The sequence below is a fragment of the Micromonospora sp. NPDC005171 genome (assembly GCF_040608575.1).
Classification (GTDB): Bacteria; Actinomycetota; Actinomycetes; order Mycobacteriales; family Micromonosporaceae; genus Micromonospora.
In genome coordinates, this window is sequence record NZ_JBEXIM010000003.1 from 265,783 (window position 1) to 292,733 (window position 26,951).

General features: G+C 72.6%; 24 protein-coding genes and 1 pseudogene. 10 read left to right on the forward strand and 15 right to left on the reverse strand.

Annotated features, from left to right (window positions below):
- Position 1: 1 nt before the first annotated feature.
- The 6 genes from ABZU74_RS07795 to ABZU74_RS07820 form a co-directional block, all read right to left on the reverse strand.
- A complete protein-coding gene (locus tag ABZU74_RS07795) occupies positions 2-1,180 on the reverse strand; it encodes a MarP family serine protease (RefSeq protein WP_355419589.1) in 1,179 nt (392 codons plus the stop codon).
- 63 nt (positions 1,181-1,243) lie between these two features.
- Positions 1,244-1,936, reverse strand: coding sequence for a CoA pyrophosphatase (locus ABZU74_RS07800; protein WP_355419591.1), 693 nt, complete (start codon positions 1,934-1,936; stop codon positions 1,244-1,246).
- The gene (locus ABZU74_RS07805) at positions 1,933-2,631 is read right to left on the reverse strand and encodes a redoxin family protein (protein WP_355419593.1); all 699 of its coding nucleotides are present in this window, start codon (positions 2,629-2,631) and stop codon (positions 1,933-1,935) included. Before ABZU74_RS07805 ends, ABZU74_RS07800 begins: the two co-directional genes overlap by 4 nt.
- Positions 2,628-3,416, reverse strand: a complete 789-nt coding sequence (nth, locus tag ABZU74_RS07810) for an endonuclease III (protein ID WP_355419595.1) — start codon at positions 3,414-3,416, stop codon at positions 2,628-2,630. Before nth ends, ABZU74_RS07805 begins: the two co-directional genes overlap by 4 nt.
- A gap of 41 nt (positions 3,417-3,457) precedes the next feature.
- On the reverse strand, positions 3,458-4,636 hold the full coding sequence (locus ABZU74_RS07815; RefSeq protein WP_355419597.1) for a CapA family protein: 1,179 nt from the start codon (positions 4,634-4,636) through the stop codon (positions 3,458-3,460).
- 11 nt (positions 4,637-4,647) lie between these two features.
- On the reverse strand, positions 4,648-5,355 hold the full coding sequence (locus ABZU74_RS07820; RefSeq protein ID WP_355419599.1) for an adenosylcobinamide amidohydrolase: 708 nt from the start codon (positions 5,353-5,355) through the stop codon (positions 4,648-4,650).
- A gap of 143 nt (positions 5,356-5,498) precedes the next feature.
- On the opposite strand from ABZU74_RS07820, the gene ABZU74_RS07825 reads away from it, so the two are divergent.
- The 9 genes and pseudogenes from ABZU74_RS07825 (at position 5,499) to ABZU74_RS07865 (ending at position 16,260) form a co-directional block, all read left to right on the forward strand.
- Complete coding sequence (locus ABZU74_RS07825; protein ID WP_007466162.1) at positions 5,499-6,176, forward strand: Crp/Fnr family transcriptional regulator; 678 nt, start codon at positions 5,499-5,501, stop codon at positions 6,174-6,176.
- A 110-nt stretch (positions 6,177-6,286) separates the two neighbouring features.
- On the forward strand, positions 6,287-7,030 hold the full coding sequence (locus ABZU74_RS07830; protein ID WP_355419601.1) for a metallophosphoesterase family protein: 744 nt from the start codon (positions 6,287-6,289) through the stop codon (positions 7,028-7,030).
- A gap of 63 nt (positions 7,031-7,093) precedes the next feature.
- Positions 7,094-7,699 (forward strand): TetR/AcrR family transcriptional regulator, encoded by a 606-nt coding sequence (locus ABZU74_RS07835; protein ID WP_355419603.1) that lies wholly within the window; start codon positions 7,094-7,096, stop codon positions 7,697-7,699.
- Positions 7,700-7,736: 37 nt separating this feature from the next.
- A complete protein-coding gene (locus ABZU74_RS07840; RefSeq protein ID WP_355419605.1) occupies positions 7,737-8,534 on the forward strand; it encodes a TIGR03084 family metal-binding protein in 798 nt (265 codons plus the stop codon).
- Complete coding sequence (locus ABZU74_RS07845; protein WP_355419607.1) at positions 8,531-10,204, forward strand: acyclic terpene utilization AtuA family protein; 1,674 nt, start codon at positions 8,531-8,533, stop codon at positions 10,202-10,204. Before ABZU74_RS07840 ends, ABZU74_RS07845 begins: the two co-directional genes overlap by 4 nt.
- Positions 10,201-11,397, forward strand: a pseudogene (locus ABZU74_RS07850) (acyl-CoA dehydrogenase family protein). Before ABZU74_RS07845 ends, ABZU74_RS07850 begins: the two are co-directional and overlap by 4 nt.
- A gap of 55 nt (positions 11,398-11,452) precedes the next feature.
- A complete protein-coding gene (locus ABZU74_RS07855; RefSeq protein ID WP_355419609.1) occupies positions 11,453-13,054 on the forward strand; it encodes a carboxyl transferase domain-containing protein in 1,602 nt (533 codons plus the stop codon).
- A gap of 9 nt (positions 13,055-13,063) precedes the next feature.
- Complete coding sequence (locus ABZU74_RS07860) at positions 13,064-15,073, forward strand: biotin carboxylase N-terminal domain-containing protein (protein ID WP_355419611.1); 2,010 nt, start codon at positions 13,064-13,066, stop codon at positions 15,071-15,073.
- On the forward strand, positions 15,070-16,260 hold the full coding sequence (locus tag ABZU74_RS07865) for an acyl-CoA dehydrogenase (protein ID WP_355419613.1): 1,191 nt from the start codon (positions 15,070-15,072) through the stop codon (positions 16,258-16,260). Before ABZU74_RS07860 ends, ABZU74_RS07865 begins: the two co-directional genes overlap by 4 nt.
- A 127-nt stretch (positions 16,261-16,387) precedes the next feature.
- Here ABZU74_RS07865 and ABZU74_RS07870 read toward each other — a convergent pair whose 3' ends face one another.
- A complete protein-coding gene (locus ABZU74_RS07870) occupies positions 16,388-17,596 on the reverse strand; it encodes a hypothetical protein (protein ID WP_355419614.1) in 1,209 nt (402 codons plus the stop codon).
- A complete protein-coding gene (locus ABZU74_RS07875; protein WP_355419616.1) occupies positions 17,593-18,534 on the reverse strand; it encodes a transporter substrate-binding domain-containing protein in 942 nt (313 codons plus the stop codon). The genes ABZU74_RS07870 and ABZU74_RS07875 overlap by 4 nt, the downstream gene beginning before the upstream one ends.
- 168 nt (positions 18,535-18,702) lie before the next feature.
- Here ABZU74_RS07875 and ABZU74_RS07880 point away from each other — a divergent pair, with 168 nt between their 5' ends.
- Positions 18,703-19,044, forward strand: coding sequence for a hypothetical protein (locus ABZU74_RS07880; RefSeq protein ID WP_355419618.1), 342 nt, complete (start codon positions 18,703-18,705; stop codon positions 19,042-19,044).
- On the opposite strand, the gene ABZU74_RS07885 is transcribed toward ABZU74_RS07880, so the two are convergent.
- The 7 genes from ABZU74_RS07885 to ABZU74_RS07915 form a co-directional block, all read right to left on the reverse strand.
- Positions 19,031-20,527, reverse strand: a complete 1,497-nt coding sequence (locus ABZU74_RS07885) for a serine/threonine-protein kinase (protein ID WP_355419620.1) — start codon at positions 20,525-20,527, stop codon at positions 19,031-19,033. The two genes, ABZU74_RS07880 and ABZU74_RS07885, sit on opposite strands and share 14 nt — an antisense overlap.
- A gap of 30 nt (positions 20,528-20,557) precedes the next feature.
- On the reverse strand, positions 20,558-21,061 hold the full coding sequence (locus ABZU74_RS07890) for a hypothetical protein (RefSeq protein ID WP_355419622.1): 504 nt from the start codon (positions 21,059-21,061) through the stop codon (positions 20,558-20,560).
- Positions 21,062-21,186: 125 nt separating this feature from the next.
- Positions 21,187-24,840 (reverse strand): adenylate/guanylate cyclase domain-containing protein, encoded by a 3,654-nt coding sequence (locus ABZU74_RS07895; RefSeq protein ID WP_355419624.1) that lies wholly within the window; start codon positions 24,838-24,840, stop codon positions 21,187-21,189.
- Positions 24,837-25,673, reverse strand: coding sequence for an MBL fold metallo-hydrolase (locus ABZU74_RS07900; protein ID WP_355419626.1), 837 nt, complete (start codon positions 25,671-25,673; stop codon positions 24,837-24,839). The genes ABZU74_RS07895 and ABZU74_RS07900 overlap by 4 nt, the downstream gene beginning before the upstream one ends.
- Positions 25,674-25,796: 123 nt before the next feature.
- Entirely contained in the window at positions 25,797-26,258 is a 462-nt protein-coding gene (locus tag ABZU74_RS07905; protein WP_091403351.1) for a RidA family protein, read from the reverse strand.
- Positions 26,255-26,410: a DUF4177 domain-containing protein gene (locus tag ABZU74_RS07910; protein ID WP_007466198.1), complete on the reverse strand. Its 156-nt coding sequence runs from the start codon at positions 26,408-26,410 to the stop codon at positions 26,255-26,257. The genes ABZU74_RS07905 and ABZU74_RS07910 overlap by 4 nt, the downstream gene beginning before the upstream one ends.
- Before the next feature lie 44 nt (positions 26,411-26,454).
- Complete coding sequence (locus ABZU74_RS07915) at positions 26,455-26,937, reverse strand: hypothetical protein (RefSeq protein ID WP_355419628.1); 483 nt, start codon at positions 26,935-26,937, stop codon at positions 26,455-26,457.
- Positions 26,938-26,951: the final 14 nt, after the last annotated feature.

Genomic DNA, 26,951 nt, shown 5'->3' on the forward strand with positions numbered 1-26,951 from the left:
CTCAGGTGCACTCGCCGGTGTCGACCTGCCGGTTACGTTCGGCCCCGGCCAACGCCACCGGGCGGGCCTCGGCCGCCGTCACGGCGAAGCCGGTGTTCGGGTCATCGGACGCCGCCGCGAAGATCACGCCGAGCACCAGGCCGTTTGCGGAGAGCAGCGGACCTCCAGAGTTGCCGCTGCGGACCAACGCCCGGATCGTGTAGACCTCCCGGGTCACCTTCGCGGAAGCGTAGATGTCCGGACCGTTGATCCGGTCGACGTCGCGGACCCGCGCCGACTGCGCGTTGTAGGGGCCGTCGAGTGGGAAGCCGAGCACGATGGCGTCGGAGCCGCTGCCCGCGTTGCCGGCGGCGAACCGCAGGGACGGGCCGGGCAGCCCGGGCACGAGCAGCACCGCCAGGTCCCGTTTCGGGTCGTAGACCACCACCTTGCCGTCGTACCGCTCACCGCCCAACTCCACGGCGACCGAGCGGGTGCCGGCCACCACGTGCGCGTTGGTCATCACCCGGTCGTCGGCGTACACGAACCCGGAACCCTCGATGCGGCGTGAGCAACTGGGCGCGGAGCCGAGCACCTTGACGACCGACTGCCGCCCGTTGACCACCACCTGCGAGCCGGCCAGAGCCGGGTCCGGCGGCTCGACCTGCCGGGCCCGGGTGGGAGCGAGGTCACCGAAGACGTCCGGGAACCCGTCGGTGTCGACGGTGTCCTCCAACGCCGTGGACAACTGGTGGGCGCGCTCCGGCAGGACCTGGTTGACCACCGTGATCAATGCGCTGTTGCGGACCGATGCGGCGAGCCACGGCACCGAGGACGAGCCGAGCGGCACGGCGACCAGCCAGGCGAGCAGGAGCACCGCGAACAGCGACACGAACGCCCCACCGACGTCGTCGACCCGTTTGCCCACGTCGCTGGTGATCGTCTTGCGCAGGTGCGAGCCGAGCCAACCGGCGAGTGCCTGCCCGACCACGGCCAGCCCGAAGATGGCCACCAGCGAGATCAGCACACGGGTGCCGGCGTCCACGAACTGCCTGGCGAACAGCGGCCCGAGCTGGAGACCCAGCAGCAGACCCAGGAAGAAGCCGGACAACGACGTGACGCCGATGACGAAACCCTGGCGGTATCCGCTGATCGCGAACACGAGCATGAGCAGCAGCAGGACGAGATCCACGACGGACACGGGTCAAGCGTACGGGCAGTGTGCCCACCCGATGACCATCGCTTGCGGATGGTGACCGTGCGGTCAGCGCAGGGCGTTCTCGTCAGCCTCGTCGGTGCCGGCCGACGGGGCCGGTGTCGCCCCGGTCGGCGGGAGCTCCATCACCCGGCCGGGCGACCACGGACGGGCCCAGCCGCCCATCTCGAGCAGGGTGGCGAGCACCCCGGCGGTGAAGCCCCAGACGAGCATCCCGCGCGCGGAGAACGCCGGCCCGATCCAGCCGCTCGGGTGGCGGACCCGCAGCCGGTTGGCCGGGTCGACCAGCTCGCTGACCGGCAGGCGGGCGACGTGTGCCACCTCGGCCGGCTCCCGGGGGTGCACCGGGTGCGGGTCGTGCCACCACGCGAGCACCGGCGTGACCACGAAGTCGCTGACCGGGATCCACAGTTTCGGCAGCTCGGCCAGCACTGTCGCGCTGGCCGGGTCGAGGCCCACCTCCTCGTTCGCCTCGCGCAGGGCGGTGGCGCGGACGTCGGCGTCCTCCGGGTCGGCCGCGCCCCCGGGAAAGGCCGGCTGACCGGCGTGGTTGCGCAGGGTGGCGGCACGTTGCAGGACCAGCACGTCGGGACCCGCGCCGGGCTGCTCGCCGAGCAGCACCAGCACGGCGCTCTCCCGACCGCCCTCGGCCGGGGTGGTCAGCCGGGTGAAGTCCTCGGCGCGGGCGGTGCCCAGCCGGGTCAGCAACGGCTCGATCCACTCGGGTGGCCGACGGGTCACGCCGGCACCGCCAGGCCGAGGTGCTGGCGGACCAGCTTGGCGAGCTTGTCGTCGTCGAGAGCCCCGCTGGCGTCGATGTGCCGGACCTGACCGTCGGCGGCGACGAAGAGGGTCAGCGGAATGGCGTTGCGCTTCAACTCGCGCTGCAGCGCCTCGCCCTGGTCCACGAGCATCGGGAACCGGACGCCGAAGTCCTCACCGATGGACTGGGCACCGCTGCGGCTGTCCCGGCTGTTGACGCCGATCACCTGGAGCTGACCGGCGGCCCGCTCGCTGAGGCGTTGGAAGGCGGGCAACTCCTTGCGGCACGGCGGGCACCAGGAAGCCCACACGTTGATCACCGCCGGCCCGGCCACCTCCCGCATGACGACGGGGGCGCCACCTGTGAAGCAGGAGAGCGTCAGCTCCGGCAACGCCGACTTGCCAGCGGGCCGCGTCGGGCCGGACGTGCCGGGGGTCGCCGTGCCGGAGCCGGGCGACGCAGGAGTCGCCGAGCCCGGCGACACCGGGGTAGCCGCGCCGGAGCCGGGGGACGCCGCCGTGGGCGCCGCGCTCAGTGCGGTGCAGTCCCGGAACGGGGACGGACGTTCAGCTGCGGCCCGCCGGGGCGCTGGCTCGTCGTCGGCCGCGCCGCTGGTGCAACCGGTGACGGCCAGCAGCAGCGGCAGGACGGCGAGGGCGAGGCGGCGGTTCACGGCACCTCCGCCGTGATCGCCTGCGCCGGCACCAGCTCCGGGTCGACCCCGGCGGCAACCGCGAGGTCGCGCGCCCGGGGGCCCTTGAGCAGCTTGGCGGCGGCCGCCGGCTCGGTCGGGCCGGTGCCGTACGAAGGGCAGAGCTTCGCGAGGGTGCACGCGCCGCAGGCCGGCTTGCGGGCGTGGCAGACCCGTCGCCCGTGGAAGATGATCCGGTGCGACAGCATCGTCCAGTCGCGCTTCTCGTACAGCGCGCCGATCGTGTGCTCGATCTTGACGGGGTCGGTCTCGGTGGTCAGCCGCCACCTGTGGACCAGCCGCTGGAAGTGCGTGTCGACGGTGATGCCCGGGACGTCGAAGGCGTTGCCGAGGATCACGTTCGCGGTCTTGCGGCCGATGCCGGGGAGCGTCACCAGGTCGATGAGCCGGCCCGGGACCGTGCCGTCATAGCGGTCGAGGAGGGCCTGACCGAGCTTGAGCAGCGAGTCGGTCTTGTTGCGGTAGAAGCCGGTCGGCCGGATCAGCTCCTCCATCTCGCCCCGGTCGGCGCCGGCGTACGCGGCTGCGCTCGGGTAACGGGCGAAGAGCTTCGGGGTGACCTCGTTGACCTTCTTGTCCGTGCACTGGGCGGAGAGGATCGTGGCGACGGCCAGCTCCAGAGCGTTGGAATGGTCCAGCTCACAGTGCGCGTCGGGATGCGTCTCGGCCAGCACCCGGCCGATCTTGCGGGCACGGCGTTTGCGCCCGAGATCGGTCTCGCTGGCACCGGGAGGGCTACTGGTCACGACGGTCAGCCTACGTCGCACCCCGGACGGTCCTGCGCGGGTCAGCCGGCGGTCGGCGGCGAGATCTTCCCCTGCCCGTCGAGCCGAGCGCCACCCTTCGGGAAGTCGGCGCGGCTCAACTCGGTGACCAGGCCAAGGCCCCGGTCGTCCGGGTCCAGCGTCGGCTTGCCGGCGGAGTTCATGTAGGTGGAGGTGAACGAGCCGCCGGCCCACCCGCCGTCCGGCTTGAGCGACACCTTCAGCACCCCGCCCCAGCCGAGTCGACCGTCGTTGCTCAGCGAGTTGCCGCCGCCGGCGAAGTTGCCAAGGCTGTACGCGATCAGACGCCCCTGGTAGAACTCCATCCCGCGCAGCACGTGCGGGCCGTGCCCGACGATCAGGTCGGCGCCGGCGTCGATCATGGCGTGCGAGAACTTCACCGGGTCGCCCCGGTTTTCGCCGAGGAACATCTCGGTGCCCGGCTTCACCCGGGTCTTGTCGACACCCTCGCCACCCATGTGCACCTGCACCACGACCAGGTCGGCCATGGTGGCGGCCTTGGCGACCACCGCCTTCGCCTTGGCGATGTCGACGAGGCTGTTGGACCAGACGTACGACGAGAAGCCGGCGACGGCGACCTTGACGCCCTTGACCTCGACCACGGTGATCTCGTTCGGTGCGCCGGTGTGCTCCAGGTCGTACTTCTTCAGTGCCTTCTGGGTGTTCTCGTAGCCCTTGGGCCCGTAGTCGTACCCGTGGTTGTTCGCCTGGTTGAGCACGTCGAAGCCGGCGTCGCGCAGGTGCGCGGCGTACTCCGGCGGGGCGCGGAACTGGAAGCAGCGGGTGGAGTTGGCCCCGCACTTGCCGGTGCCGGTGTCGACAGTCAGCGGCTCCTCCAGGTTGCCCATCACCAGGTCGGCTTTGAGTGCCTGGGTGACCGAGTTGAAGAAGCCCTTGCCACCGGCGGCGGGCAGCCGATTGGGGGCGTTGCCCATGATGATGTCGCCGGTGGCGGAGAGCGAGATCGCGCCGCCCTGACCGGAGGATGCTGGCCCGGTGGCCTTCGGGCCGGCCGTGGAGACCGGTGCGCCGGTGCCACCACCTCCCGCGCCGGGCTGCCAGACGGGTGCCTCGCCAGCGGAGTCGGCGCAGCCGGCCACGAGGAGGGCGGCCAGCAGCGCCGCGAGGCCAAGGGCGACGCGGCGACGCGGGCGGGACGCGAGGGGGGCGGGAGCATACATCGCCCGAGACCCTACCGGCCGTTAAATCCGCCGACGATAGCCGATCGGTTGGAATTTGCGCTCCTGAGCTGCTCAGACCACGGCACGACCGGTCGGGCGCCACCGGCGAGGACCGCCGCGTGCACCGCTCGGGCGAGCGGGGCGCCCCAGGTGGAGCGCGGTCCACCGTAGGCGGCCTCCGGCCCGTCCACCGGGCAGAGCACTGTGACCGCGTCGGTGGGCGTGCCGGTCCCCGGCACTCCCAGCTCGGTGATCGCCTGGGTCTTCGCCTCGGTAGCGGTGGCCACCGCGTTGACAAGTGCCGAGTCGGCGAGCCGGGCCGGCACGTACACCACGATGTTGACAGTGCCGACGCGGTGGGCGAGCGCGGTCGGCGTCGGCGCGGCCGCGGGCACCGGCGTGCCGAGCCCGACCGTCGCCCAGGCCCGCACTCCGGTGTCGGTCCGCGCCACCACGTCTGTCACATCGACGCCGGTCAGCAGGCCGATCCCGGGCCCGTCGAGGGCCAGCTCGGCGGCGAGCGAGGCCAGGTGCGCCGCCGGATCCTCCCGGTCGTACGACATCGGTACGGTCGCGTTCAGCACCCACTGCCGAAGCCCGATGCCACCGCCCATCGGGCCACTGCTGATCGCCCGCAGGGGCACGTCCGCGCGCCAGACGAGCAGCGGTACGTTCCGCCCGTCCTCGGCGCGGCTGGTCAGAGTCGGGTCGCTCAGCACGTCGGGCAGGTTACGCCCACCGATCAAGATTCCAGGGGCGACCTCTGATTCGTGCTCACGTGCGCCTAGACTTGGCGGCGCGCGAGGGGATCAGCGGACGGCGGCCCCGGCCGACGGACGGCACGCGCAACCGGAGGTGCGCAATGGACGAGGTACTGGCCCGCAGCGGGATCTTCCAGGGTGTTGACCCGGAAGCTGCCGAGGCGCTCGCCAAGGAGATGGAGACGATCGAGGTCCGCAAGGGCGAGATCGTCTTCAATGAGGGCGAGCCCGGTGACAGCCTCTACATCCTGCTGTCCGGGAAGATCAAGGTTGGTCGCCGCGCCGCGGACGGCCGACAGAACCTGATCGCGGTGATGGGGCCGTCGGACATGGTCGGTGAGCTGTCGCTCTTCGACCCGGGTCCGCGTACGGCGACCGCCACCGCGGTGACCGACACCCGGCTGGTGCGGCTGCGTAAGCAGGCGCTGCGGCCGTGGCTCAACAACCGCCCGGAGATCGCCGAGCAGTTGCTCCGGGTGCTCGCCCGGCGACTGCGTCGGACCAACGACTCGCTGGCCGACCTGATCTTCACGGACGTGCCGGGTCGGGTCGCCAAGAACCTGCTCCAGATGGCGGGCCGCTTCGGCACCCGCGACGGCGGGGTTCTGCGGGTGACGCACGACCTCACCCAGGAGGAGATCGCCCAGCTCGTCGGCGCCTCCCGGGAGACCGTCAACAAGGCGCTGGCCGACTTCGCCTCGCGCGGCTGGCTGAGGCTTGACGGCAAGAGCATCATCATCCTGGACCCGGAGCGCCTGGCCCGCCGCGCCCGCGTCTGAGCAGCACCCGACGTCCCCGCCTGCCGTCACCGACGGTAGGCGGGGACGTTGTCATCTGCCTGGCGCACAATCGCTGGCCTTCCGGCGGTGCCGGCGGTGAGGGTGGGGCCATGGTGAACGGTGTTGCAGTGCTGTCCGACATCCATGGCGTCCTGCCGGCGCTGGAGGCCGTACTGGCTGAACCGGATGTCGCCGCCGCCGATCTGATCGTGCTCACCGGTGACATCGCCGCGGGCCCGCAGCCGGTCGAGGTGCTGGACGTGCTCGCCAGCCTGGGCGACCGGGTGTGCTGGGTCGGCGGCAATGCCGACCGCGAGCTGGTCGAGGCCCGGGCCGGCAGGCCGGCGTCGATCGAGGTCTCGAACTGGGCCGCCGGGCAGCTGCGCGACGACCAGGTGGCCCGGCTCGCCGCCTTGCCGGCGACGGCGACGTTGGAGATCGACGGTCTCGGCCGGACACTGTTCTGCCACGCGACCCCCCGCGATGACGAGGAGGTCGTGCTCGTCGACTCCCGGCTGACGCGCTGGGCGGAGGTGTTCGACGGTCTTCCCACCGAGGTCGCCACGGTGGTCTGCGGCCACACGCACATGCCCTTCACCCGGCTGGTCGACAGGCGTCTGGTGGTCAATCCGGGCAGCATCGGCATGCCGTACGGGGGCGCGGGAGCGTGGTGGGCGCTACTCGGGCCGGGTGTCCAGCTGCGCCGCACCGCCTTCGACGTGGACGCGGCCTGCGCCCGGGTGGCCGCGGAGTCGACCTTCCCCGACGCCGCCGCCTGGGCCGACGAGTACCTACGCTCCCAGCACAGCGACGTCGACGCGTTGACCGCCTTCGGCCCCCGCGACGGCCGCTGAGGCCGGCACCGGCCCAAAAAAGTCAGTCTTGACTGTTTGTTTCGTAGGCCGCAGGCTGTCCCCGTGCCCCCCGCATCGACGCGTGTCCCCCAGCAGGAGCGCAGCCGCGCCACCCAGACCCGCCTGCTGGAGGCGACCGTCGACTGCCTGATCGAGCACGGCTGGTCCGGCACCACCACCACTGTCGTCGCGGCCCGGGCCGGCGTGTCCCGTGGGGCTCAGCTGCACCACTACCCGACGAAGGCCGCTCTGGTGACGGCCGCCGTGGCCCATCTGGCCGAGCGGCGGGCCGACGAGCTGCGCACCGAGGCCGAGGCGCTGCCGGCTGGTCCACAGCGGTTGGACCGGGTCGTCGACCTGCTCGCCCTGGCGTTCACCGGACCGCTGTTCGTGGCCGCACTCGAGCTCTGGGTTGCCGCCCGCACCGATCGGGAGCTCCGGGACGCCCTGGTGCCGCTGGAGGCGACGGTCGGCCGGGAGATGCACCGGCTCACCGTGGCCCTGCTCGGTGTCGACGAGCGTCGATCCGGTGTCCGCGAGGCGGTGCAGGCCACGCTCGATCTGCTCCGTGGGCTCGGGGTGGCCAACCTGCTCAGCGACGACTCCGCCCGCCGTACCGCCCTGTTGACCACCTGGAAGCGCCAGCTCGCCACCCTGCTCACGCCCTGACCGCCGGCCGCATCGGCCCCCACCGACCGGAGGCACCATGGTCGACCTCAGCGACCTGCTCACCGACCTGGCCGACGAGTCCGCCCAGTTGGACGCCCTGGTGGCGCCACTGCCCGCCGCCGACTGGGCGAAGCCGACCCCCGCGCCGGGCTGGAGCGTCGGACATCAGATCGCCCACCTCGCCTGGACCGACCACGTCGCGCTGTTGGCCGCGACCGATCCCGAGGCGTTCTACGCGACGGTGACCGGCGCGCCGGACGTGACGCGGATGGTGGACGCGGGTGCAGAGGAGTTCCTCGCCCCGCCGGCCGAACTGCTGGCCCGTTGGCGAGCCGGGCGAACCGCGCTCGTCGACGCACTGGCCGCCGTTCCGGCCGGCGGCAAACTGCCCTGGTACGGCACCCGGATGTCGGCCACGTCGATGGCCACCGCCCGGATCATGGAGACCTGGGCGCACGGCGCGGACGTGGCCGACGCCCTCGGCGTGGTCCGCCCCGACAGCGACCGGCTTCGGCACGTGGCGCACCTGGGCGTGCGTACCCTCGGGCACGGCTTCGCCGCGCACGGCCGGGAGGCACCGACGGCGCCGGTCCGGGTCGAGCTGGTCGGGCCGGGCGGCGACACGTGGAGCTGGGGCCCGGCGGATGCCACCGACCGGGTCACCGGCCCGGCCCGGGACTTCTGCCAGCTGGTCACCCAGCGCCGGCACCGCGCGGACCTCGCTCTGGTCGCCACCGGGCCGGTCGCCGACGAGTGGCTCGACGTGGCGCAGGCCTTCGCCGGGCCGCCGGGTGACGGCCGGCAGCCGGCCGGTCGGGACGGGATACCGGCATGATCCGCATCGGCAACGCCTCCGGCTTCTACGGCGACCGGTTCACCGCCTGGCGGGAGATGCTCGACGGCGGTGAGCTGGACGTGCTGACCGGCGACTATCTGGCCGAGTTGACCATGCTGATCCTGGCCCGGGACCGCCTCCGCGACCCCGACCTGGGCTACGCGAAGACGTTCCTGCGGCAACTGGAGACCTGCCTCGGCACCGCCCTCGACCGAGGGGTGCGGATCGTGACCAACGCCGGCGGGTTGAACCCGGCCGGCCTGGCCACCGCCATCGAGAAGCTCGCCACCCGGCTCGGCCTGCCGGCCCGAATCGGGTACGTCGAGGGCGACGCGATCCAGCGGCCGGACGCGTTGAGCGCTAACGCCTACCTCGGCGCGTTCGGGATCGCCGCGTGCCTCGACGGCGGCGCGGACGTGGTGGTCACTGGCCGGGTCACCGACGCGTCGCTGGTGGTCGGCCCGGCCATCGCCCGGTACGGGTGGGGCCGCGACGACCTCGACGAGCTGGCCGGGGCCACTGTGGCGGGGCACCTCGTCGAGTGCGGCGCCCAGGTCACCGGCGGCAACTTCAGCTTCTTCACCGAACTGCCCGACGGCGGGCACCGGCCCGGATTCCCGATCGCCGAGGTGTACCCCGACGGCTCATCGGTGCTCACCAAGCATCCGGGCACCGGCGGCGCGGTCACCGTGGAGACGGTCACCGCCCAACTGCTCTACGAGATCGGCGGGCCCGCGTACCTCGGGCCGGACGTGGTCACCCGGCTGGACACGGTGACGCTGCGCCCCGACGGGCCGGACCAGGTCCGGGTCTCCGGCGTCCGGGGCACACCGCCGCCGGCGACGCTCAAGGTGGGCGTCAACAACCTCGGCGGCTTCCGCAACTCGATGACGTTCGTCCTCTGCGGTCTGCACATCGAGGCGAAGGCGACGTTGGTCCGTGGGCAGATCGAGGAGGCGGTCGGCAAGGACGGGCTGGAGTTCGTGCTGGCTCGGACCGACCACGAGGACGCCGCCGACACCGAGGCGGCCAGCGCCCTGCTGCACGTACACCTGCGTGACGGCGACAAGGCGCGGGCCGGCCGGGCCTTCTCGGCCGCTGCCGTGGAGTTGGCCCTGGCCTCGTACCCGGGCTGCACGGTGACCACACTGCCCGGCGACGCGACGCCGTACGGCGTCTTCACCGCCGACGCGGTGCCGCAGGACGCGGTGGCGCACGTCGCGGTGCTGCCCGGTGGCGAGCGGGTGCCGATCGCCCCGCCGATCCGCACCGCCTCCACCTCGCCGGACGAGACCACCCCTGGTGGCGGCCCGGCGGCCGCCGGGCCGACCCGGCGCGGGGCCCTCGGCGAGGTGGTCGGCGCGCGCTCCGGGGACAAGGGCGGCGACGCCAACCTCGGCGTCTGGGCGCGAACCGACGCCGGGTACGCGTGGCTGCGGACCTGGCTGACAGTCGAGCGCCTGGCCGAGCTGCTGCCGGAGACCGCGCCGCTGACCGTGCGGCGTTACGAGTTGCCGAACCTGTGTGCGGTCAACTTCGTGATCGAGGGCCTGCTCGGCGCCGGGGTGGCCGCGTCCACCCGGTTCGACCCGCAGGCCAAGGCCCTCGGCGAGCTGCTGCGCGCCCGGATCGTCGACCTGCCGGCCGACCTGTCGACGGAGGCGTCGTGAGCATCGTGGACACGCCGGAGCGGCGGCAACTGCGCGAGCTGACCCGTTCGTTCGTGACCCGGGAGGTGTTGCCACACCTGGACGACTGGGAGCGGGCCGGCGAGGTGCCCAGGGCGTTGCACGGCACCGCCGCGAAGCTCGGCCTGCTCGGCATCGGCTTCCCGGAGTCGGTCGGTGGCAGCGGCGGTGATCTGCTCGATTCGATCATCGTGACCGAGGAGCTGATCCGCGCCGGTGGCTCGTCCGGGCTGGTGGCGGCCCTGTTCACGCACGGGATCGCGTTGCCGCACATGGTCGCGGCGGCCGGTGCACGCACCGGTGGCTCGTTGGGCGGTCGACTCGGCGGCAGCGCGTCCCCGGCCGACGACAGCCTGATCGAGCGGTACGTCCGGCCCACCCTGGCCGGCACGATGATCGGCGCGCTGGCCATCACCGAGCCGGACGGCGGTTCGGACGTGGCCGGCATCCGCACCACCGCCCGCCGCGACGGCGACCACTACGTGGTGAACGGGTCGAAGACCTACATCACCAGCGGCCACCGGGCCGACTTCGTGACCACCGCTGTGTGTACCGACTTTCCCGGCAGCGGTGAGCTCACCCTGCTGGTCATCGACAAGGGGTCGCCCGGGTTCACAGTGGGCCGCCGGTTGGAGAAGTTGGGCTGGCACTGCTCGGACACCGCCGAACTGTCCTTCGCTGACGTACGGGTGCCGGTCGCCAACCGGATCGGCGCGGAGAACACCGGCTTTCTGGCGATCATGCAGCACTTCGCGGCGGAACGCCTCTCGCTGGCGACCCAGGCGTACGCGACAGCGCAGCGCTGTGTCGAGCTGGCGGTGCGCTGGTGCCGGGACCGGGAGACCTTCGGGCGTCCGCTGGCCAGCCGGCAGCTGGTCCGACACCGGTTGGCCGAGATGCACACGCGGGCCGAGGCGGCCCGGTCGTACGTGCACGGGGTGGCGGCTCGGGTCGCGGCCGGCTAGCCGGTGGTGACCGAGGTGGCGATGGCGAAGAACGTGGCGGTGGCCGCCTGCGACCACGTCGTCGACCAGGCGTTGCAGCTGCACGGCGGTTTCGGCTACCTGCGCGACGCCGAGGTGGAGCGGCACTACCGCGACGCGCGGATCCTCGGCATCGGCGGCGGCACCACCGAGATCATGAACGAGATCATCGCGAAAGGCATGGGTCTGTGAGCGCGAGGAGTGAGCCGGGTTTGCGAGCCCCGCAGTCGCGAACGAAGGAGGCACGGTGACCACCCTGGACAGCTCGGTCGACCCGTCCGCGCCCGCGTACCTGGCGAACCGGGCGGCGTTGCTGGAGCGGCTGGGCGAGTTGGACGCCGCGCTGGATCAGGCGCGGGCGGGTGGCGGCGAGAAGTACGTGACCCGGCATCACGCCCGCGGCAAGCTGCTCCCCCGGGAGCGGATCGAGCTGCTGGTGGACGCCGACAGCCCCTTCCTGGAGTTGTCGCCGGTCGCCGCGTACGGCTCGGACTTCCCGGTCGGGGCCAGCGTGGTCACCGGTATCGGGGTGGTCGAGGGCGTGGAGTGCCTGATCGTCGCCAACGACCCGACGGTACGCGGCGGCGCGGTCAACCCGTGGTCGCTGGCGAAGACCCGGCGGGCCGGCGAGATCGCCCTGGCCAACCGGCTGCCCATGGTCAACCTGGTCGAGTCGGCCGGGGCGGACCTGCCCACCCAGGCGGAGATCTTCATCCCCGGTGGTCGGGTGTTCCGTGACCTCACCCGGCTCTCGGCGGCCGGCATCCCCACTGTCAGCGTGGTCTTCGGCAACGCCACGGCCGGTGGCGCGTACGTGCCGGGGATGTCGGACCACGTGATCATGATTCGGGACCGGTCGCAGGTCTATGTGGCCGGTCCGCCGCTGGTGAAGATGGCGACCGGTGAGGTCACCGACGACGAGTCGCTGGGTGGCGCGACGATGCACGCCGGCACGTCCGGGCTGGCCGACTACCTGGCTGCCGACGAGCGGGACGGCATTCGGCTGGCCCGGCAGTGCATCCGCCGGTTGAACTGGCGCAAGCAGGGCCCGTCGCCGCGGTCGGCGGTGCCGCAGCCTCCGAAGTACGACCCGGAGGAGCTGCTCGGCATCACCAGCGCCGACCTGAAGGTGCCGTTCGACCCCCGGGAGGTGTTGGCCCGGATCCTCGACGGCAGCGACTTCGACGAGTTCAAGCCGGCGTACGGGGACGCGCTGGTCACCGGTTGGGGTGAGCTGCACGGGTATCCGGTGGGGGTGCTGGCCAACGCCCGAGGGGTGCTGTTCAGCGCGGAGGCGCAGAAGGCGGCCCAGTTCATCCAGCTCGCGAACGCCTCGGACACCCCGTTGATCTTCTTGCAGAACACCACCGGCTACATGGTCGGCACCGAGTACGAGCAGCGCGGCATCATCAAGCACGGCGCCCTCATGATCAATGCGGTGTCGAACTCGACGGTGCCGCACCTGACGGTGAACCTGGGCGCCTCGTACGGGGCCGGCAACTACGGCATGTGCGGGCGGGCGTACGAGCCGAGGTTCCTGTTCACCTGGCCGAACGCGAAGTCGGCGGTGATGGGCCCGGCGCAGCTGGCGGGGGTGCTGTCGATAGTGGCCCGGCAGGCGGCTGCCGCCCGGGGGCGCGACTACGACGAGGACTCCGACGCGGCGATGCGGATGATGGTCGAGCAGCAGATCGAGTCGCAGTCCGGGGCGCTCTTCCTCTCCGGCCGGCTCTACGACGACGGGGTGATCGACCCTCGGGACACTCGGACCGTCCTCGGGCTCTGCCTCTCGGCGATCCACAACGGACCGGTGAAGGGCGCCGACGGTTTCGGCGTCTTCCGGCACTGAGGGGCTGACATGATCAATCGACTGCTGGTGGCCAACCGGGGCGAGATCGCCCGCCGGGTCTTTGCCACCTGCCGCGCCATGGGCGTGGAGACCGTCGCCGTGCACTCCGACGCTGACGCCGACGCGCCGTTCGTGGCCGAGGCCGACCAGGCGGTCCGGTTGCCCGGTGCGACGCCGGCCGAGACGTACCTGCGGGTCGACCTGATCCTGGACGCGGCCCGCCGCAGCGGCGCGGACGCCGTCCACCCCGGCTACGGGTTCCTCGCCGAGAACGCCGAGTTCGCGGCGGCGGTGACCGACGCCGGCCTGACCTGGGTCGGGCCGCCGGCCAAGGTGATCGCCGCCATGGGCGACAAACTGGCGGCGAAGGCACTGCTCGCCGAGGCGGGTGTGCCCATGCTGCCGAGCTGGACCGACACCGACGGCGTCACCGACTTTCCGGTGCTGGTGAAGGCGTCCGCCGGCGGCGGTGGCCGGGGCATGCGGATCGTCCGGACCGCCGACGACCTGGCCGAGGCGGTCGCCTCCGCGCGCCGCGAGGCGGCTGCCGCGTTCGGCGACGGCACGGTCTTCATCGAGCGGTACGTCGAGCGCGGCCGGCACGTCGAGGTGCAGATCTTCGGTGATACCCACGGCACCGTGCAGGTGCTCGGCGTCCGGGAGTGCTCGATCCAGCGCCGACACCAGAAAATCATCGAGGAGGCACCGGGTGATCTCCCGCCGGGGCTGCATGATCGGCTGCACGAGACGGCCATGGCTGCCGGGCGGGCGGTCGACTACGTGGGGGCCGGCACTGTCGAGTTCCTGCTGGCACCGACCGGCGAGTTCTTCTTTCTGGAGATGAACACCCGGCTCCAGGTGGAGCACCCCGTCACCGAGTTGGTCACTCCGGCGGGGCTGGACCTGGTCCGGATGCAGCTGCTGGTGGCCGAGGGCGCACCGCTGCCCGCACATCACCACTTCCCGGCCAAGCGCGGCTACGCGATCGAGGTACGGCTGTGCGCCGAGGAGCCGGCGCAGGGCTGGCGGCCCGCCACGGGCACCCTGCACCGCTTTGACGTGCCGGGGGTGGATCGCGAGTTCGGCTGGATCCAACGGGCGGGCCTGCGGCTCGACTCCGGCGTGGTGGCGGGCTCGGTGGTGGGGGTGCACTACGACTCACTGCTCGCCAAGCTGATCGCCGTGGCACCGACCCGGACCGAGGCAGCCCGGGCCCTGGCGGGTGCCCTGGCTCGGGCCGAGTTGCACGGGGTGGCCACCAACCGCGATCTGCTGGTCCGGGTGCTGCGCAGCCCGGAGTTCGCGGCGGCGCAGATCGACACCGGTTTCCTGGACAGGCACCCGGAGGTCTTCGCACCGCTCCTCCCCGCCGACCAGGTCCCACTCACCGCCCTCGCCGCCGCGCTGGCGGGCGCCGCGCACCGCCGGGCGACAGCATCGGTGCTGGGCGGGCTCCCCTCCGGTTGGCGCAACGTTCCAGCAGTCCCGCAGGTCAGCCGGTTCACCGGGCCGGACGACGACGAGATCGAGATCCGCTACCGGCTGGACCGGACCGGCCGGCTCGCCGACTGGTCCAGCACGTCAGCCGCCGACGGCTCCGCCGAGCGGCCGACAGCGCCCACCGTGGCGCTGGTCGAGGCCACCCCGGACCTGGTGGTGCTCGACGTCGACGGGGTTCGCCGCGGGTACCGCGTACACCGGGTGGGGTCGGCTGTCTTCGTGGACGGCCCGGACGGGGCGGTGAGCCTGGCCGAGCTGCCGCGTCTCCCGCTGCCCACCGCGGCGGTGGCGGCCGGGTCGCTGCTCGCGCCGCTGCCCGGCGCGGTGACCCGGGTACACGTCCAGGTCGGCCAGCGGGTCACCGCCGGCGATCCGCTGCTCACCCTGGAAGCGATGAAGCTGGAACATCCCGTGCTCGCCCCGATCGACGGCGTGGTCGCCGAGCTGCCGGTGCCGACCGGCGGTCAGGTGCAGACGGGCGCCGTCCTGGCAGTTATCGAAGAGGAGGACGCCCGATGACCTTCGACCTCACCCCCGAGCAGGACCAACTGCGCGACGCCGTGCGGGCGTTGGGTCGCCGCTACGGCCACGGTTACTTCGTCGAGAAGGCGAGGGCCGGCGAACACACCACCGAACTCTGGGCGGAGGCCGGGCGGCTCGGCTACCTGGGGGTCAACATCCCCACCGAGTACGGCGGCGGGGGCGGCGGCATCACCGAGCTGGCCATCGTCTGCGAGGAACTGGCGGCGGCGGGTTGCCCGTTGCTGCTGCTGGTGGTCTCCCCCGCCATCGCGGCGACCGTCCTCAGCCGGCACGGCACCGAGGAGCAGCGCAAGCGGCACCTGCCGGGCCTCGCCGACGGCTCCCAGAAGATCGTCTTCGCGATCACCGAGCCGGAGGCCGGTTCCAACTTCCACCGGCTCGGCACTGTGGCTCGCCGCGACGGCGACGGCTGGCTGCTGAACGGCCGCAAGTGCTACATCTCCGGAGTCGACGAGGCCGGTCACGTGCTGGTGGTGGCCCGCGTCGCCGTCGACGACGGCGCTGCCGGCTCAGCGGAGACGTCTCCGCAGAGGCTGAAGCCGGCGCTGTTCCTGGTGCCGACCGACGCGGCCGGGCTGACCCGGTCCAAGCTGGACATGGAGATCGTGTCTCCGGAGAACCAGTTCCTGCTCTACCTGGACGACGTGCGGGTGCCCGCCGACGCGCTGCTCGGTGAGTCGCTGGACGCCGGGCTGCCGGCGCTGTTCGCCGGGCTCAACCCGGAGCGGATCACGGTGGCCGCGATGGGCGCCGGCACCGGCCGGTACGCCATCGAGCGGGCCAGCGAGTACACCGCCACCCGCAAGGTCTGGGGTGGCCGGAGCATCGGATCGCATCAGGGGGTCTCGCATCCGCTGGCACACGCGGCGGTGCAGGTGGAGCTGGCCCGCCTCATGATCCAGAAGGCGGCCACCCTGTACGACGCCGGCCGCGACCTGGAGGCCGGGGTGGCCGGCAACATGGCCAAGTACGCGGCCGGGGAGGCCGCCGCGCTGGCCGTGGACACCGCCGTCCAGGTGCTCGGCGGGGCCGGCATGACCACCGAGTACGGGGTGGCGACCCTGCTCGGCGCGGTCCGGGCCGGCCGGATCGCCCCGGTCAGCCGCGAGATGATCCTCAACTTCGTGGCCCAACACGTCCTGGGCCAGGACAAGTCCTACTGAGGCCGGCCTACCCGCCAGCCTGCCGCAAGATCGACTCGGTTTTCTTGAATCCGGGGGGTCCAAGGGCCAGCGACCCCGCAACTTCCTGAAACCCGAGTCGATCACGCGCGGGCCACGCCGCCTGCACTCAGGCCGGGGTGCGGCAGGCGGCGTCGATGCGGTGGACCGGGCGGACCCGACGACCCATGCCCTCCAACAGGGAATCCTCGACGTGGAAGTCGTGAATGCGCAGTTGGTGGCGGGGCAGCTCCTCCTCACTCGGGCAGAGCACCTGAGCGCGGACCAGACCGACCGGGACGTACCGGACGCCACCCCGTTCCTGAAGGATCACCATGTTGACGTCGTCGGTGGTGACCACGTGCCCGCGTACGTCCTCGGTGGGCCCACTTTCCGGGCCGACGGTGGTAACGGTCAGCGGCAGCACCGGGGTGCTGATGACGGGCACCGCCGCCCAGACCAGGGTGGCCAGCACCGCCACCTCGGTCACCGACGCCAGCGGCCGGATCACCATGCCCGGCAGCGGCCCCGCGATGAACAGGGCCAGCAGCGGAGGCACCACGATGAGCGCCAGCACCAGCCACTCATCGCCCTGCTGCACCGCCTGGCGCAGCGTGGGCAGCATCAGCCAGCCGTACCCGGCGAGCAGTGCGCCGACAATCAGCACCCGAGGCACGACCCGCTCGTGCAGCCGCCCGGGGCGCAGTTGGAACGCGGCCACGAACGCCGGCAGCAGCAGCGGAAGGTAGAGCAACGGCCAGGTGATCAGGGCGAGCAGGAAGCTGGCCAGCACCACCCAGGCCGGGGTGATGTCGGCCCAGCGGGCGAAGAGCGGGCGGCGACGTGTGCCCGGTGGAAGCCGATCCGCGCTGACGGCCAGCACTGCGCCGAGCGCGAAGACGGCGACCAGGCCGGTGGAGAGCAGTCGGGCCGCCGTGGTCAGGAAGCCGGCGAGCAGGTTGACCGGCCCGACGTTGGCCACCAGCAGCAGCGTGGTCTGGAGTTCACCGCCGGCCTCCACGCCGAGGCGGAGCACCGAGAAGATCGCGGGTACGCCCACCACGGCCGTCCAGAACGACTGGCTGGCCCGGGCGCGCCGCTCGGCCGGATCCCAGCGGACCCGCCCGGGCTCGACGTCGGCGACGATGGGCTCGGCCGGTTCGGCGACCGGCACGGCGGCCGGCCAGGCGACCTCACCTCCCGCAACGGCCGCTGGACCGTCGACGGCCGACGGCGCCACGGCCGTACCGTCGATTGTCGGGGCGGCGCCGCCGGGTATTGACGTGCGGGGCGGCGGGACCGGCCCGTCGCCGCCGGTGGCGGTCGGCGCCGCGCTCACTTCGCGGGCGCCTTGTCGTCGAAGTCGACAAGCTTCGGCACCTCCAGCGGCTGCGGTTGGCGCTTCTCGGCCTTCAGCCACGGGCCCAGGGTCCGGTTGTACGCGGTCTGCCAGGGGCTGGCATCTCCGTCACGGCCCTGCTGGTAGCTCTTCTGCAGGAAGTACGCGACCAGGTCGCGCAGCGCGGGATCACCGATCGGCACACCGATGCCCAGCAACTCGCTGGTGCCGAACGGCATGTCCACGATCTCGAATTCCTTGGGGAAGCTCGCCAGGAAACCGGCGAGGATCGACTCGTCGGAGCTGACCGCGTCGTACCGGCCCTTCCGGATGCCATCGACGCAGTCGCCGACGTCCTTGACCACGAACGTCTTGACCTGGTGCTTCTCCAGCTCAGCCTCGGTGGTGGAGCCGCCGCTGGTGCAGACCTTGTAGGCCGGGTCGCGCAGATCCTCGATGGTGCGGATCTTGTCCTTGAGTCGGACCGGCACCATCACCTCCTGGGTGGTGACGAAGTACGGCCCGGCGAAGCTGATCAGCTTCTTACGGTCCTCCGTCATGGAGAAGCTGGACACCACGAGGTCGACGGTGCCACCTTGCAGCGACGGGATGCGGTCCTCGGTGGCGACCGACACGAACTCCAGCCGCTGTTCCCCCTCGTAGCCGAGGGAGGCCGCGACGTACCTGGCGATCTCGACGTCGAACCCGACGTGCTGGCCGTTGCGCAACTCGCCCATCAGCGGCTCGTTGGTGGCGACACCGATCCGCAGCTTCGACTGGCCGTAGATGTGCGTCTCGCGCATCTTCTCCTGCACGGAGGGCAGGTCAGGTTCCCCCCGGCTGTCGCAACCGGCGGCGGCGGCGAGCACGAGGGTGAGGGCGACCGCCAGCGTCGACGCGACCGAGCGGAGCCGGGACTGCGAACTGCCTGGGTTCATGGGCGACCTCGCTGCCGGGAGAGCCTGCGGGACACCGAGAGTAGCGGTTTCCGTCCAGTCTGTGTGGGTGCCGTGGGCCAGGCCGGGCGCGTCACTCGGATCGACGTCGATCGGCGCGGCGGTCGGCTCTGCGGTTGACAGCCGGCCTCGTCGCGACATGCTGGACGGGTGAGCCGATTGCCCAGACCCGATGCGCGCACGGTGGCGGTGCTCGCCGCGCTGGGAGCCCTTGCGCCGCTGGTCATGCTGGTCGTGTGGCGCCGACAGGATCTACTCGGCGTGGTTCTCGCGCTGCTCTGCGTGCTAATGACCATGGTGGCCGGGGTCGCGGTCTCCGCCGCTCGTCAGGTCGACGACCCGGAGCCGGCGGACCGGTCGGCGGCCGTCGGGCCGCCCGAGTTGATGCCGTACGGGATCGACGCGGACACCCTCGACGCCCTGGACAGCCGGGACGCGTTGCGTGCGGTGCGTGACCGTCGACGCGGGTCGAACGGGCTCAGCGGCCGGTGAGCGTCGGCGCGGTGAGCGCGTCCACGCCGCGCCCCGCCAGACAGCGGTAGGTCCGGTCGATGCTCCCGTCGACCGGCGGTAGCACCTCCAGGTGCCAGCCGGTCGCCTCGGCGATCCCGGTGGTCAGGCTGAACGTGGTGGCGCTGCACACCTGCCGCACCGGCTCAGCGGCGGCCACCTCGTCGTAGTCGGCGCCGATCAGCGACACCGGCAGGATGCCCTCGGCGTACGTCTCCCAGGTGTGTCGGCCGGCGCAGGACAGCCGAGCCGCCTCGGCGCGGCTGCCGCGGATCCGCATCGGGCCGAAGCACTCCAGCTCGGGCAGGCACCGGGCACCCTCGGGCAGGGCGGTGGGCGCACCGCTGCCGGTCGCACAGCCGGGCAGCGGGCCGGTCGCCGGTGCGGCGATCTGGGTGGCCGACGGGTACGGGGCGAGTGGTGGCGCCCGGTCGGCGACCCAGGCCCCGGCGGTCGCGGAGGCGGCGAGCGCGAGCACCCCGGCACCGCCGAAGAGCCAGCGCCGCCACCGTCGACCGGTGGGGAGAGTTCGCTGAGTGTCCTCGATGGGCGGGCGGGGCACCGGCGGGCTGGCCGCGTACGGGCCGGAGAGCGTCGCGCCACCGCTGACCGGAGCGCCGCTGACAGGTGCCGCCGGCGAGCCGAGGGGCAGGTTGGTGAGCAGGTCGTGCAACTCCAGGGCGGAGGGACGCTCGGCCGGGTCGTTGGCCATGCCGACGCGCAGGACGTCGATCAGCTCGTCCGGCACCCCGGGTAGGGCGGGGAGCGGCTGGTTGAACATCTCCAGCACGGTGACCAGGCTCGGGTTGCGCTCGGACTGCCAGCGCGGCGGCCGGCCGTGCATCACCGCGTAGAGGGTGGCGCAGAGCGCGTACACGTCGACGGCCGGCGACGGCGGGCTGTGGCTGAACATCTCCGGCGGCGCGTACGCCGGGGTGAGCACCTCCAGGGTGACCGAGGCGTCCCGGTGTTCGGCGAGGACGGCGAGCCCGAAGTCGGCGAGGACCGCCGAGTTGAACGCCGAGTGGAGGATGTTCGCCGGTTTCACGTCCCGGTGCAGCACCCCGGCGGCGTGCGAGTGGGCCAGCGCGTCGGCGATCTTGATGCCGAGGTCGCGGGCCTCCACCGGGCCCAGCGGCGAGGTGCGCATCCGTTCGGCGTACGAGCCGTCGCAGAGCTCCATGATCAGGTAGGGGTGCTGATCGACGGTGACCCCCACGTCGAAGAGGTCCACCACGTGCGGGTGTGAGGACATCCGGCCGGCCGCCCGCGCCTCGCGCAGGAAGCGGGCCTGATCGCGTTCGCTGTCGAGCGTCCGGTTCTCCACCTTGACGGCGACCTCGCGACCCACCGAGATCTGGGTGGCCTGGTAGACGGTCGCGTACCCGCCCCTGGCAAAGACCCGCAAATCAGTCAGGCCAGGCACGATCGGCACTGGTGGGCCGCCGGTCGGGGTGTCGGTCACCGCTCGAAAATACCCAACCCGACCGATGGCTCAGCGCACCGCGTCCGCCGGAGTCGCACCGGCGGGACCGGTACCCTCCTCGGCGACCGCAGCCGGTCCGACACCCTCGGACGATCCGACCCCACCGGCCGGGACGCCCCGGCGGGCATCCAGCCACAGACCGATGGCGGTCGCCACGGCTCCCAGCCCCTCCCACGCCGCCACCCCGAAGAACCGGTCGGGCGCGATGTCGGCCAGCACCGCGATGGTGAACACGGTGAACGTGACCAGCCGGAAGACCACCGTGAACCGGTAGAACACCCGCCACTCGGTCACCGTGGCGAGCAGGTAGTAGACGCCCATGTTGAAGGCCGCCATCGAGGACGCCAGCAGGAACGTCCCGGTGTGGTCACCGACGGCCCGGGTCGCCGGCACCTCGAACCCGAGCATGCGCAGCTGCGCCTCCGGCCAGAGCAGCCCCACCGTGCCCATCACCAGCGCCAACACGCCGAAGACCGCGATGGTCCAGCCCGCGATGGATCGCGGCAGCTTCATGAAGGGCCTCCCCAGGCACGGCGACGGTCACCACTGTGGACCCGTACGCGGTGGTGACACGCTAGCCGCTCACCCCGACCACCACATCCCCAGAACCGGCAAAACCTGCACACTCCCGGAGCGGGTCACACCAGTGCGGTCAGGCGGGAGTGCAGGGCGTCGGCTGCGGCACGCTCACTGCGCTGCTCGGTCGCGTACGCCAGGCGGACCGCCTCCTGCGCACAGGACAGCGCCTCCTCCGGGTACCCGCAGGCGGCCAACGCCTCGGCCAGCACACTCGCCGCGATCACCTGGCTGCGCACGTCCTCGGCCGGGGCGGTGACCGCTCGGCGAGCCCAGTCCAACGCCTGCTCCCGCTGACCGTGGGCGAGCAGCGCCGCAGCGTACTGGGCCATCGTCTGGCGGCGGGAGAAGAGCAGCGAGGGCGCGTTCGCTGCGGCAGTGGCCACCGGGGCGAGCAGCCCGACCGCTGTCGCCGAGTCACCCGCGGCGAGCCGGGCCGTCGCCAGCAGCACCCGGGGCGCCACCTGCGCCGGGGCCTGCGGGTTGTGCGGCTCCACGGCGGTCAGCACCCCACGGGCCACCCGCTCGGCCGTCTCACAGTCGCCCATGTCCAACGCGACGAAGCCGCGCAGTGTCCCGGCCATCCCGGTGAGCAGCGGATGCGAGGTGCGCTCCGCGTACGCCAGGGCGTCGGTGAGCAGGTCAGCCGCGTGCTCCGGCTCGCCCAACCCGCGCGCCACCACCGCCCGGACCACCAGGGCGAACCCGCGCCCCCAGTCGTCGGAGGCGGCGGCGAACTCCCGGTACGCCCGCCGGGCCTCCCGGTCCGCCTCGGCCAGGTCACCCAGCTCGGCGGTGGCGAACGCCGCCACCGCCCGCAACGTGCCGACCGCCCACGCCTCGCCGACCCGCTCGCCGAACGGCAGGAACACCTGCGCCATCCGACACGCCTCGCGCAGTCGGCCGGCGAGCAGCCGGGCGAACGCAGTGGTGCCGCGCAGCCAGGCCCGCCCGTACGGGTCCTTCAACTCGGCGAAGAGCCGGGCAGCCCGGCCGAGCACCGCGTCGGTGCCGGCGAAGTCACCCCGGGTGGTGGTCACCCAGGCCAGGTTCTGCAGGGACCACGCCTGCCCGCGTCGGTCCTGCGCGCCGAGGCTGACCTGGTACGCGGCCGCCAACCGGCTGCTCGCCTGACTCAGCCGCCCCGCCACGAAGTCGGCCATGCCGAGCCGGCGCATCGCCGTGGCGCGCTGCGTGGGCAGCCGACCCTCGGTGGCCACCTGCAACGCCTCCTGCCAGGCGGCCACCGCCCGGCCCTGGTCGCCGAGGGTCTCCTGGGCCTGCCCCGCCAGCAGCAGGGCACTGACCCGGGTGGCCTCGTCCCCCGCGTTCGCGGCGATCTTCTCGGCGTACGCCAACGCGTCGGTGACCCGGCCGACCTGGAGCAACGCCCGCGCGTGCACCACCCGGTCGGCTGCCGGCACCCCGTCGCGGGCCAGTTCGGTGGCGCGCTCGGCGTACTCGACGGCCATTGCCGGCTCACCGGCGGAGAGCGACCGGCGGGCGGCCCGGCCGAGTGCGGCGACGCCGAGCGGAACCACCGCGCGGGCCGGCGCGTCCGGGCGCAGCTTCACCGCGTCGGCGAGCGTGGCGGCCCGCTCGACGTGGGTCGCCACGAAGTCGTCCCGGGCCTCGTCGGTGAACCCGCCCACGGCGCTGGCCGTGGTCTCGTCCACCGGCGCCGCCCAGCGGGCCAACGCGGCGTGCCGCTCGGCCAACTCGGCCTTGCTCACCCCGGCGTACGCGGCCTCCCGCATCAGCGGGGTCGCGAACGAGTAGCCGGTACGCGAACGGTGCAGCATCCGGCGTTGCAGCAACTCCTCGACCGCCCGGTCGAGCTCGACGGCGACCACTGCGGACGGCCGGCCGTCGCGACCGCTGCGCTGCTCCCGCATCGCCTCCAGCGCGCCGGTCGGCACCGTGTCACCGGTGACCGCCGCGTCGCGCAGCACCGACCGGGCGTCCGGCGGCAGGGCGTCGATGCGGGCCGCCAGCACGGCGGCGAGGTCCCGGGAGAGCAGCCGGCTGCCCAGCGAACCCGGCACCAACCGCCAACCGGCCGGCCCGCTCTGCTCCCGCTCGCCCGCGCCGGACCGTTCCGGTGCGGCACCCCGCACTGACGCGGCAGCGGCACCGCGCACTGATTCGGTGGTGAGCGCCCCGCGCTCGATCAGCAGGGTGACCAGCTCGGCCAGGTAGAACGGATTGCCCTGCGCGGTGGCGAGCAACCGGTCGGTGTCGGCCTGCGGCAGCTTGCCGCCGCCGAGGTAACTGGTGAGCAGCCGGGCCGCGTCGGCACCGCGCAGCGGCGGCAGCGAGTGCACCTCGGCGTCCGCGACCCGGGTCAGCGCGCCGGCGGTACGCACCAACTCGGGGCGGCCGAGCAGCAGCACCAGCACCGGGCCGGTGAGCCGGGACAGGGTCAAGCCGAGGGCACTGATCGTTTCGGCGGTGGCATCGTGCAGGTCGTCCACCACGATCACCAGCGGCGCCTCCGAGGCGAGCCCGCTGAGCAGGTCGGCGACCGCGTTCGGCACCACCTCGGCATCCGCGGCCGGGGTGCCCGAGCCGCCCCATTCCCCGCTGTCGGTGCCGCCGTGCGTCGGGAGTTCGGCGTAGCCGAGCAGGGCGAGCAGCTGCTCCGTGGCGATCGGCGCGGTCTCCGCACCCGAGCGGGCGAGCCGCTGCCCGAGCCGGCGCAGCCGCTCCTCCACCGCCGGGCGGGTCAACGCGGTGGACGCGTCGCTCGGCAGACCGACGGCGGCCCGCACCAGGTCGGCCAGGGGTGCGAGCCGTCGCCGCTCCCCGAACGCGGCACAGCGCACCGACAGCACCCGGGCCCCGGTGTGCGCGGCGTACCGGCCAGCTCCGACGTCGTAGCCGGCGGCGAGGCGCTCCACCTCGGCGGCGAACCGGGACTTGCCGATACCCGCCTCGGCGGTCATCAGCAGCACCCGTGGGTCGCCCTGGTCGATCACCTCCGCGAGCCGGCCGGCGACCCGACCGATTTCTGTCTCCCGGCCGACGTACGGGGCCTCGTCGCCGAGCCCCGAGCGGGTGCCCGGCGCGTCCAGCAGACCCAGCAGCTCGTACGCCTCGACTGGTTCACGCTTGCCCTTGAGCCGCAGCGGGCGCAGCGCCCGCCAGGAGGAGACGTGCCTGGTGGCCGCGGCGGTGCGTCCACCGGCGTAGACGGCCCCGACCGCGGCGGCGTCGGCGAGCCGGGCAGCGGTGTTCACCGTGTCGCCGATGACCGTGTATTCGATGGCGGCCTGGATGCCGGCGATGACGTCGCCGGTGTTCAGCCCGACCCGCAGCCCGAGCGGCGCGCCGCCGCCCCGCTCGTCGTCGAGCACCCGGCGGACGGCCCGCTGCATGGACAGGGCGGCCCGAACGGCACGTTCGGCGTCGTCCTCGTGCGCCACCGGGGCGCCGAAGACCGCCATGATGCCGTCACCGGTCAGCTTGTCGACGTGCCCGCCGAACGTCTTGACCGCACCGGCGAGGGCGGCGAGGACTCGGTCGGTGACAGCGCCGACGCGTTCCGGGTCGAGGTCCTCTGACCAGGAGGTGAATTCGGAGAGGTCACCGAAGAGCACGGTGACCACCCGTCGCTCGGCCGCCGGCAACGTGGCGGCGGCCGGCAGCGCGGCGCCACAGTTGTGGCAGAACCGCGCGCCGGGAACGGCAACGGTTCCACACACGGGGCAGGTCACATGTGCTCCAACCCACTGACCCCGGGCGCGGATTCCCCGGTGTCCACGCCCAGATACTCCAGTTGGGCACAGACCGACCATTCCGCCGCCCACCAGAGTGAGCGGTCCACGTCCGCGTAGACCGTCGCCACCACGTCGGCGGGGGTGTGCGCGCCGGCGGCGACCGCCGCCCGGACCTGGTCGAGCCGGGCACGACGGTGGGCGAGGTAGAAACTGGCGGCGGCGGCGCAGTCGGCCAGCGCCGGGCCGTGTCCGGGCAGCGCCGCGATCCCCGGGTACGCGGACAGCAGCTCCAGGCTGCTCAGGTAGTCACCAAGGTGCCCGTCCGGGTGGGCGACGACGGTGGTGCCCCGGCCGAGGATGGTGTCACCGGTGAGCACCACCCGCTCGTCGTCGTGCTCGACCAGGAAGCAGACCGAGTCGGCGGTGTGCCCGGGCGTCTGCAACAGACTGATGCGCAGACCGACGTCACCGAGGCGCTCGCCCGGCTCGCTCAGCGGCTCGGCGGCGATGGTGTGCGCTGGGTCGACAGCGCGGACGGGCACCCCGCCGAGCAGCTCGCTCAGCCGGGCGGCGCCCTCGGTGTGGTCGGGGTGGCCGTGGGTGATCAGGATCAGCCCGATCGGGCCGTGCTCGGCGATCCGGGTCAGGTGCCCCTCGTCGGCCGGCCCCGGGTCGACCACGATGGCGTACTCGGCCGCCGGGGCGCGCAGTATCCAGGTGTTGGTGCCGTCGAGGGTCATCGGCCCCGGGTTCGGCGCACGCAGCAGTGAAACCCAGCGGGGCAACTCGTCGGCAAGCGCCGCCACCGCCCCCGTCACGTGCCCGCTCATGGCTGCGATCGTACGACCCCGCTCGCCACACCCCACGATCTTGCACTCGCCGCCCCTGATTCATCCCCGTTCAGGGCTTTCGTCCGAGCAGGAAGTGCAAGACCGCGGGGCGATGGGGACGCGTCAGGCGACCTCGACGATCAGCTCGATCTCGACCGGGGCGTCGAGGGGCAGTTCGGCCACGCCCACCGCGCTGCGCGCGTGGCGGCCGGCCTCCCCGAAGACGGTGCCGAAGAGGTCGGAAGCACCGTTGATCACGGCGGGCTGACCGGTGAAGCCGGGCGCGGAGGCCACGAACCCGGTCACCTTGACCACCTTGACCACGTTCTCCAGGCCGACAAGCGAGTCGACAGCGGCCAGCGCGTTGAGCGCGCAGCGCTGGGCCAGATCCTTCGCCTGCTCGGCGGAGATCCCGGCGCCGACCTTGCCGGTCGCGAGCAGCTTGCCCTCGGCCATCGGCAGCTGGCCGGAAACGTACACGTGCTGCCCGGACTGCACGGCCGGGACGTAGCTGGCCACCGGCGGCACGACCTCGGGCAGGTCGAGACCGAGCTCGGCGAGCTTCGCGTGCGGACCGTTGCTCACGCCTTCGGCCGCTTCAGGTAGGCGACCAGCTGGTCCGGATTCGGGCCGGGGACCACGGCGACGAGTTCCCACCCGTCCTCGCCCCAGTTGTCGAGGATCTGCTTGGTCGCGTGGACCAGCAGGGGGACCGTGGAGTATTCCCACTTCTGCATCGCTGAAGGGCTCCCTCTCGGTGCGGAATTGTTCGAGGGACAGCCTACGGTCCGCTGGCCGGACGAGGTACGGGACGCTGCTCCGGCGCGGCCGGCAGCTCCCCGCAGCGCCCTTCGTGCTCGTATCCCTGGGGGCAGCGGGACCGGTCGGGCAGCAGCAGGTCACAGAAGACCCGGTGCCTGTTGTTCTGATCGTCGGCGTTGGAGACGGTGGTCTCGCCGGCGTCCAGCTCGGGCAGGAAGCCCAGGGAAACCGCGACCCGACCGGCCAGCACGGTCGCCGCCGCCAGATTCGGCACCCGGATCGGCAGGTGGATCACGAAGCCCGGTTCGTCGTCCTCGCGGGTCCGCTCGGCGGGCTGGCTCGGCATCCGGGCCGTCTCCGACTGCTCCGGCGTCCGACGGTACGACCGTTCGTTGATCGGCTGGTTGGTGACCTGCCCGCCGGCCTCGACCACGGACCCGGGCCGGCGGGGCCGGTCGTTCGTAGGGAACTGGGTGCGAGGGATGTTGTCCGCGTCGCGCATGCACTGCCTCCGGT

What these genes read in the sequence shown, in the direction of transcription:
- ABZU74_RS07815 (WP_355419597.1), bottom strand. Translation starts at nt 4,636, where the DNA reads ATGTATGCTCCCGCCCCCCTCGCGTCCCGCCCGCGTCGCCGCGTCGCC.
- ABZU74_RS07825 (WP_007466162.1), top strand. Translation starts at nt 5,499, where the DNA reads ATGGACGAGGTACTGGCCCGCAGCGGGATCTTCCAGGGTGTTGACCCG.
- ABZU74_RS07830 (WP_355419601.1), top strand. Translation starts at nt 6,287, where the DNA reads ATGGTGAACGGTGTTGCAGTGCTGTCCGACATCCATGGCGTCCTGCCG.
- ABZU74_RS07840 (WP_355419605.1), top strand. Translation starts at nt 7,737, where the DNA reads ATGGTCGACCTCAGCGACCTGCTCACCGACCTGGCCGACGAGTCCGCC.
- ABZU74_RS07845 (WP_355419607.1), top strand. Translation starts at nt 8,531, where the DNA reads ATGATCCGCATCGGCAACGCCTCCGGCTTCTACGGCGACCGGTTCACC.
- ABZU74_RS07860 (WP_355419611.1), top strand. Translation starts at nt 13,064, where the DNA reads ATGATCAATCGACTGCTGGTGGCCAACCGGGGCGAGATCGCCCGCCGG.
- ABZU74_RS07865 (WP_355419613.1), top strand. Translation starts at nt 15,070, where the DNA reads ATGACCTTCGACCTCACCCCCGAGCAGGACCAACTGCGCGACGCCGTG.
- ABZU74_RS07875 (WP_355419616.1), bottom strand. Translation starts at nt 18,534, where the DNA reads ATGAACCCAGGCAGTTCGCAGTCCCGGCTCCGCTCGGTCGCGTCGACG.
- ABZU74_RS07890 (WP_355419622.1), bottom strand. Translation starts at nt 21,061, where the DNA reads ATGAAGCTGCCGCGATCCATCGCGGGCTGGACCATCGCGGTCTTCGGC.
- ABZU74_RS07900 (WP_355419626.1), bottom strand. Translation starts at nt 25,673, where the DNA reads ATGAGCGGGCACGTGACGGGGGCGGTGGCGGCGCTTGCCGACGAGTTG.
- ABZU74_RS07910 (WP_007466198.1), bottom strand. Translation starts at nt 26,410, where the DNA reads ATGCAGAAGTGGGAATACTCCACGGTCCCCCTGCTGGTCCACGCGACC.
- ABZU74_RS07915 (WP_355419628.1), bottom strand. Translation starts at nt 26,937, where the DNA reads ATGCGCGACGCGGACAACATCCCTCGCACCCAGTTCCCTACGAACGAC.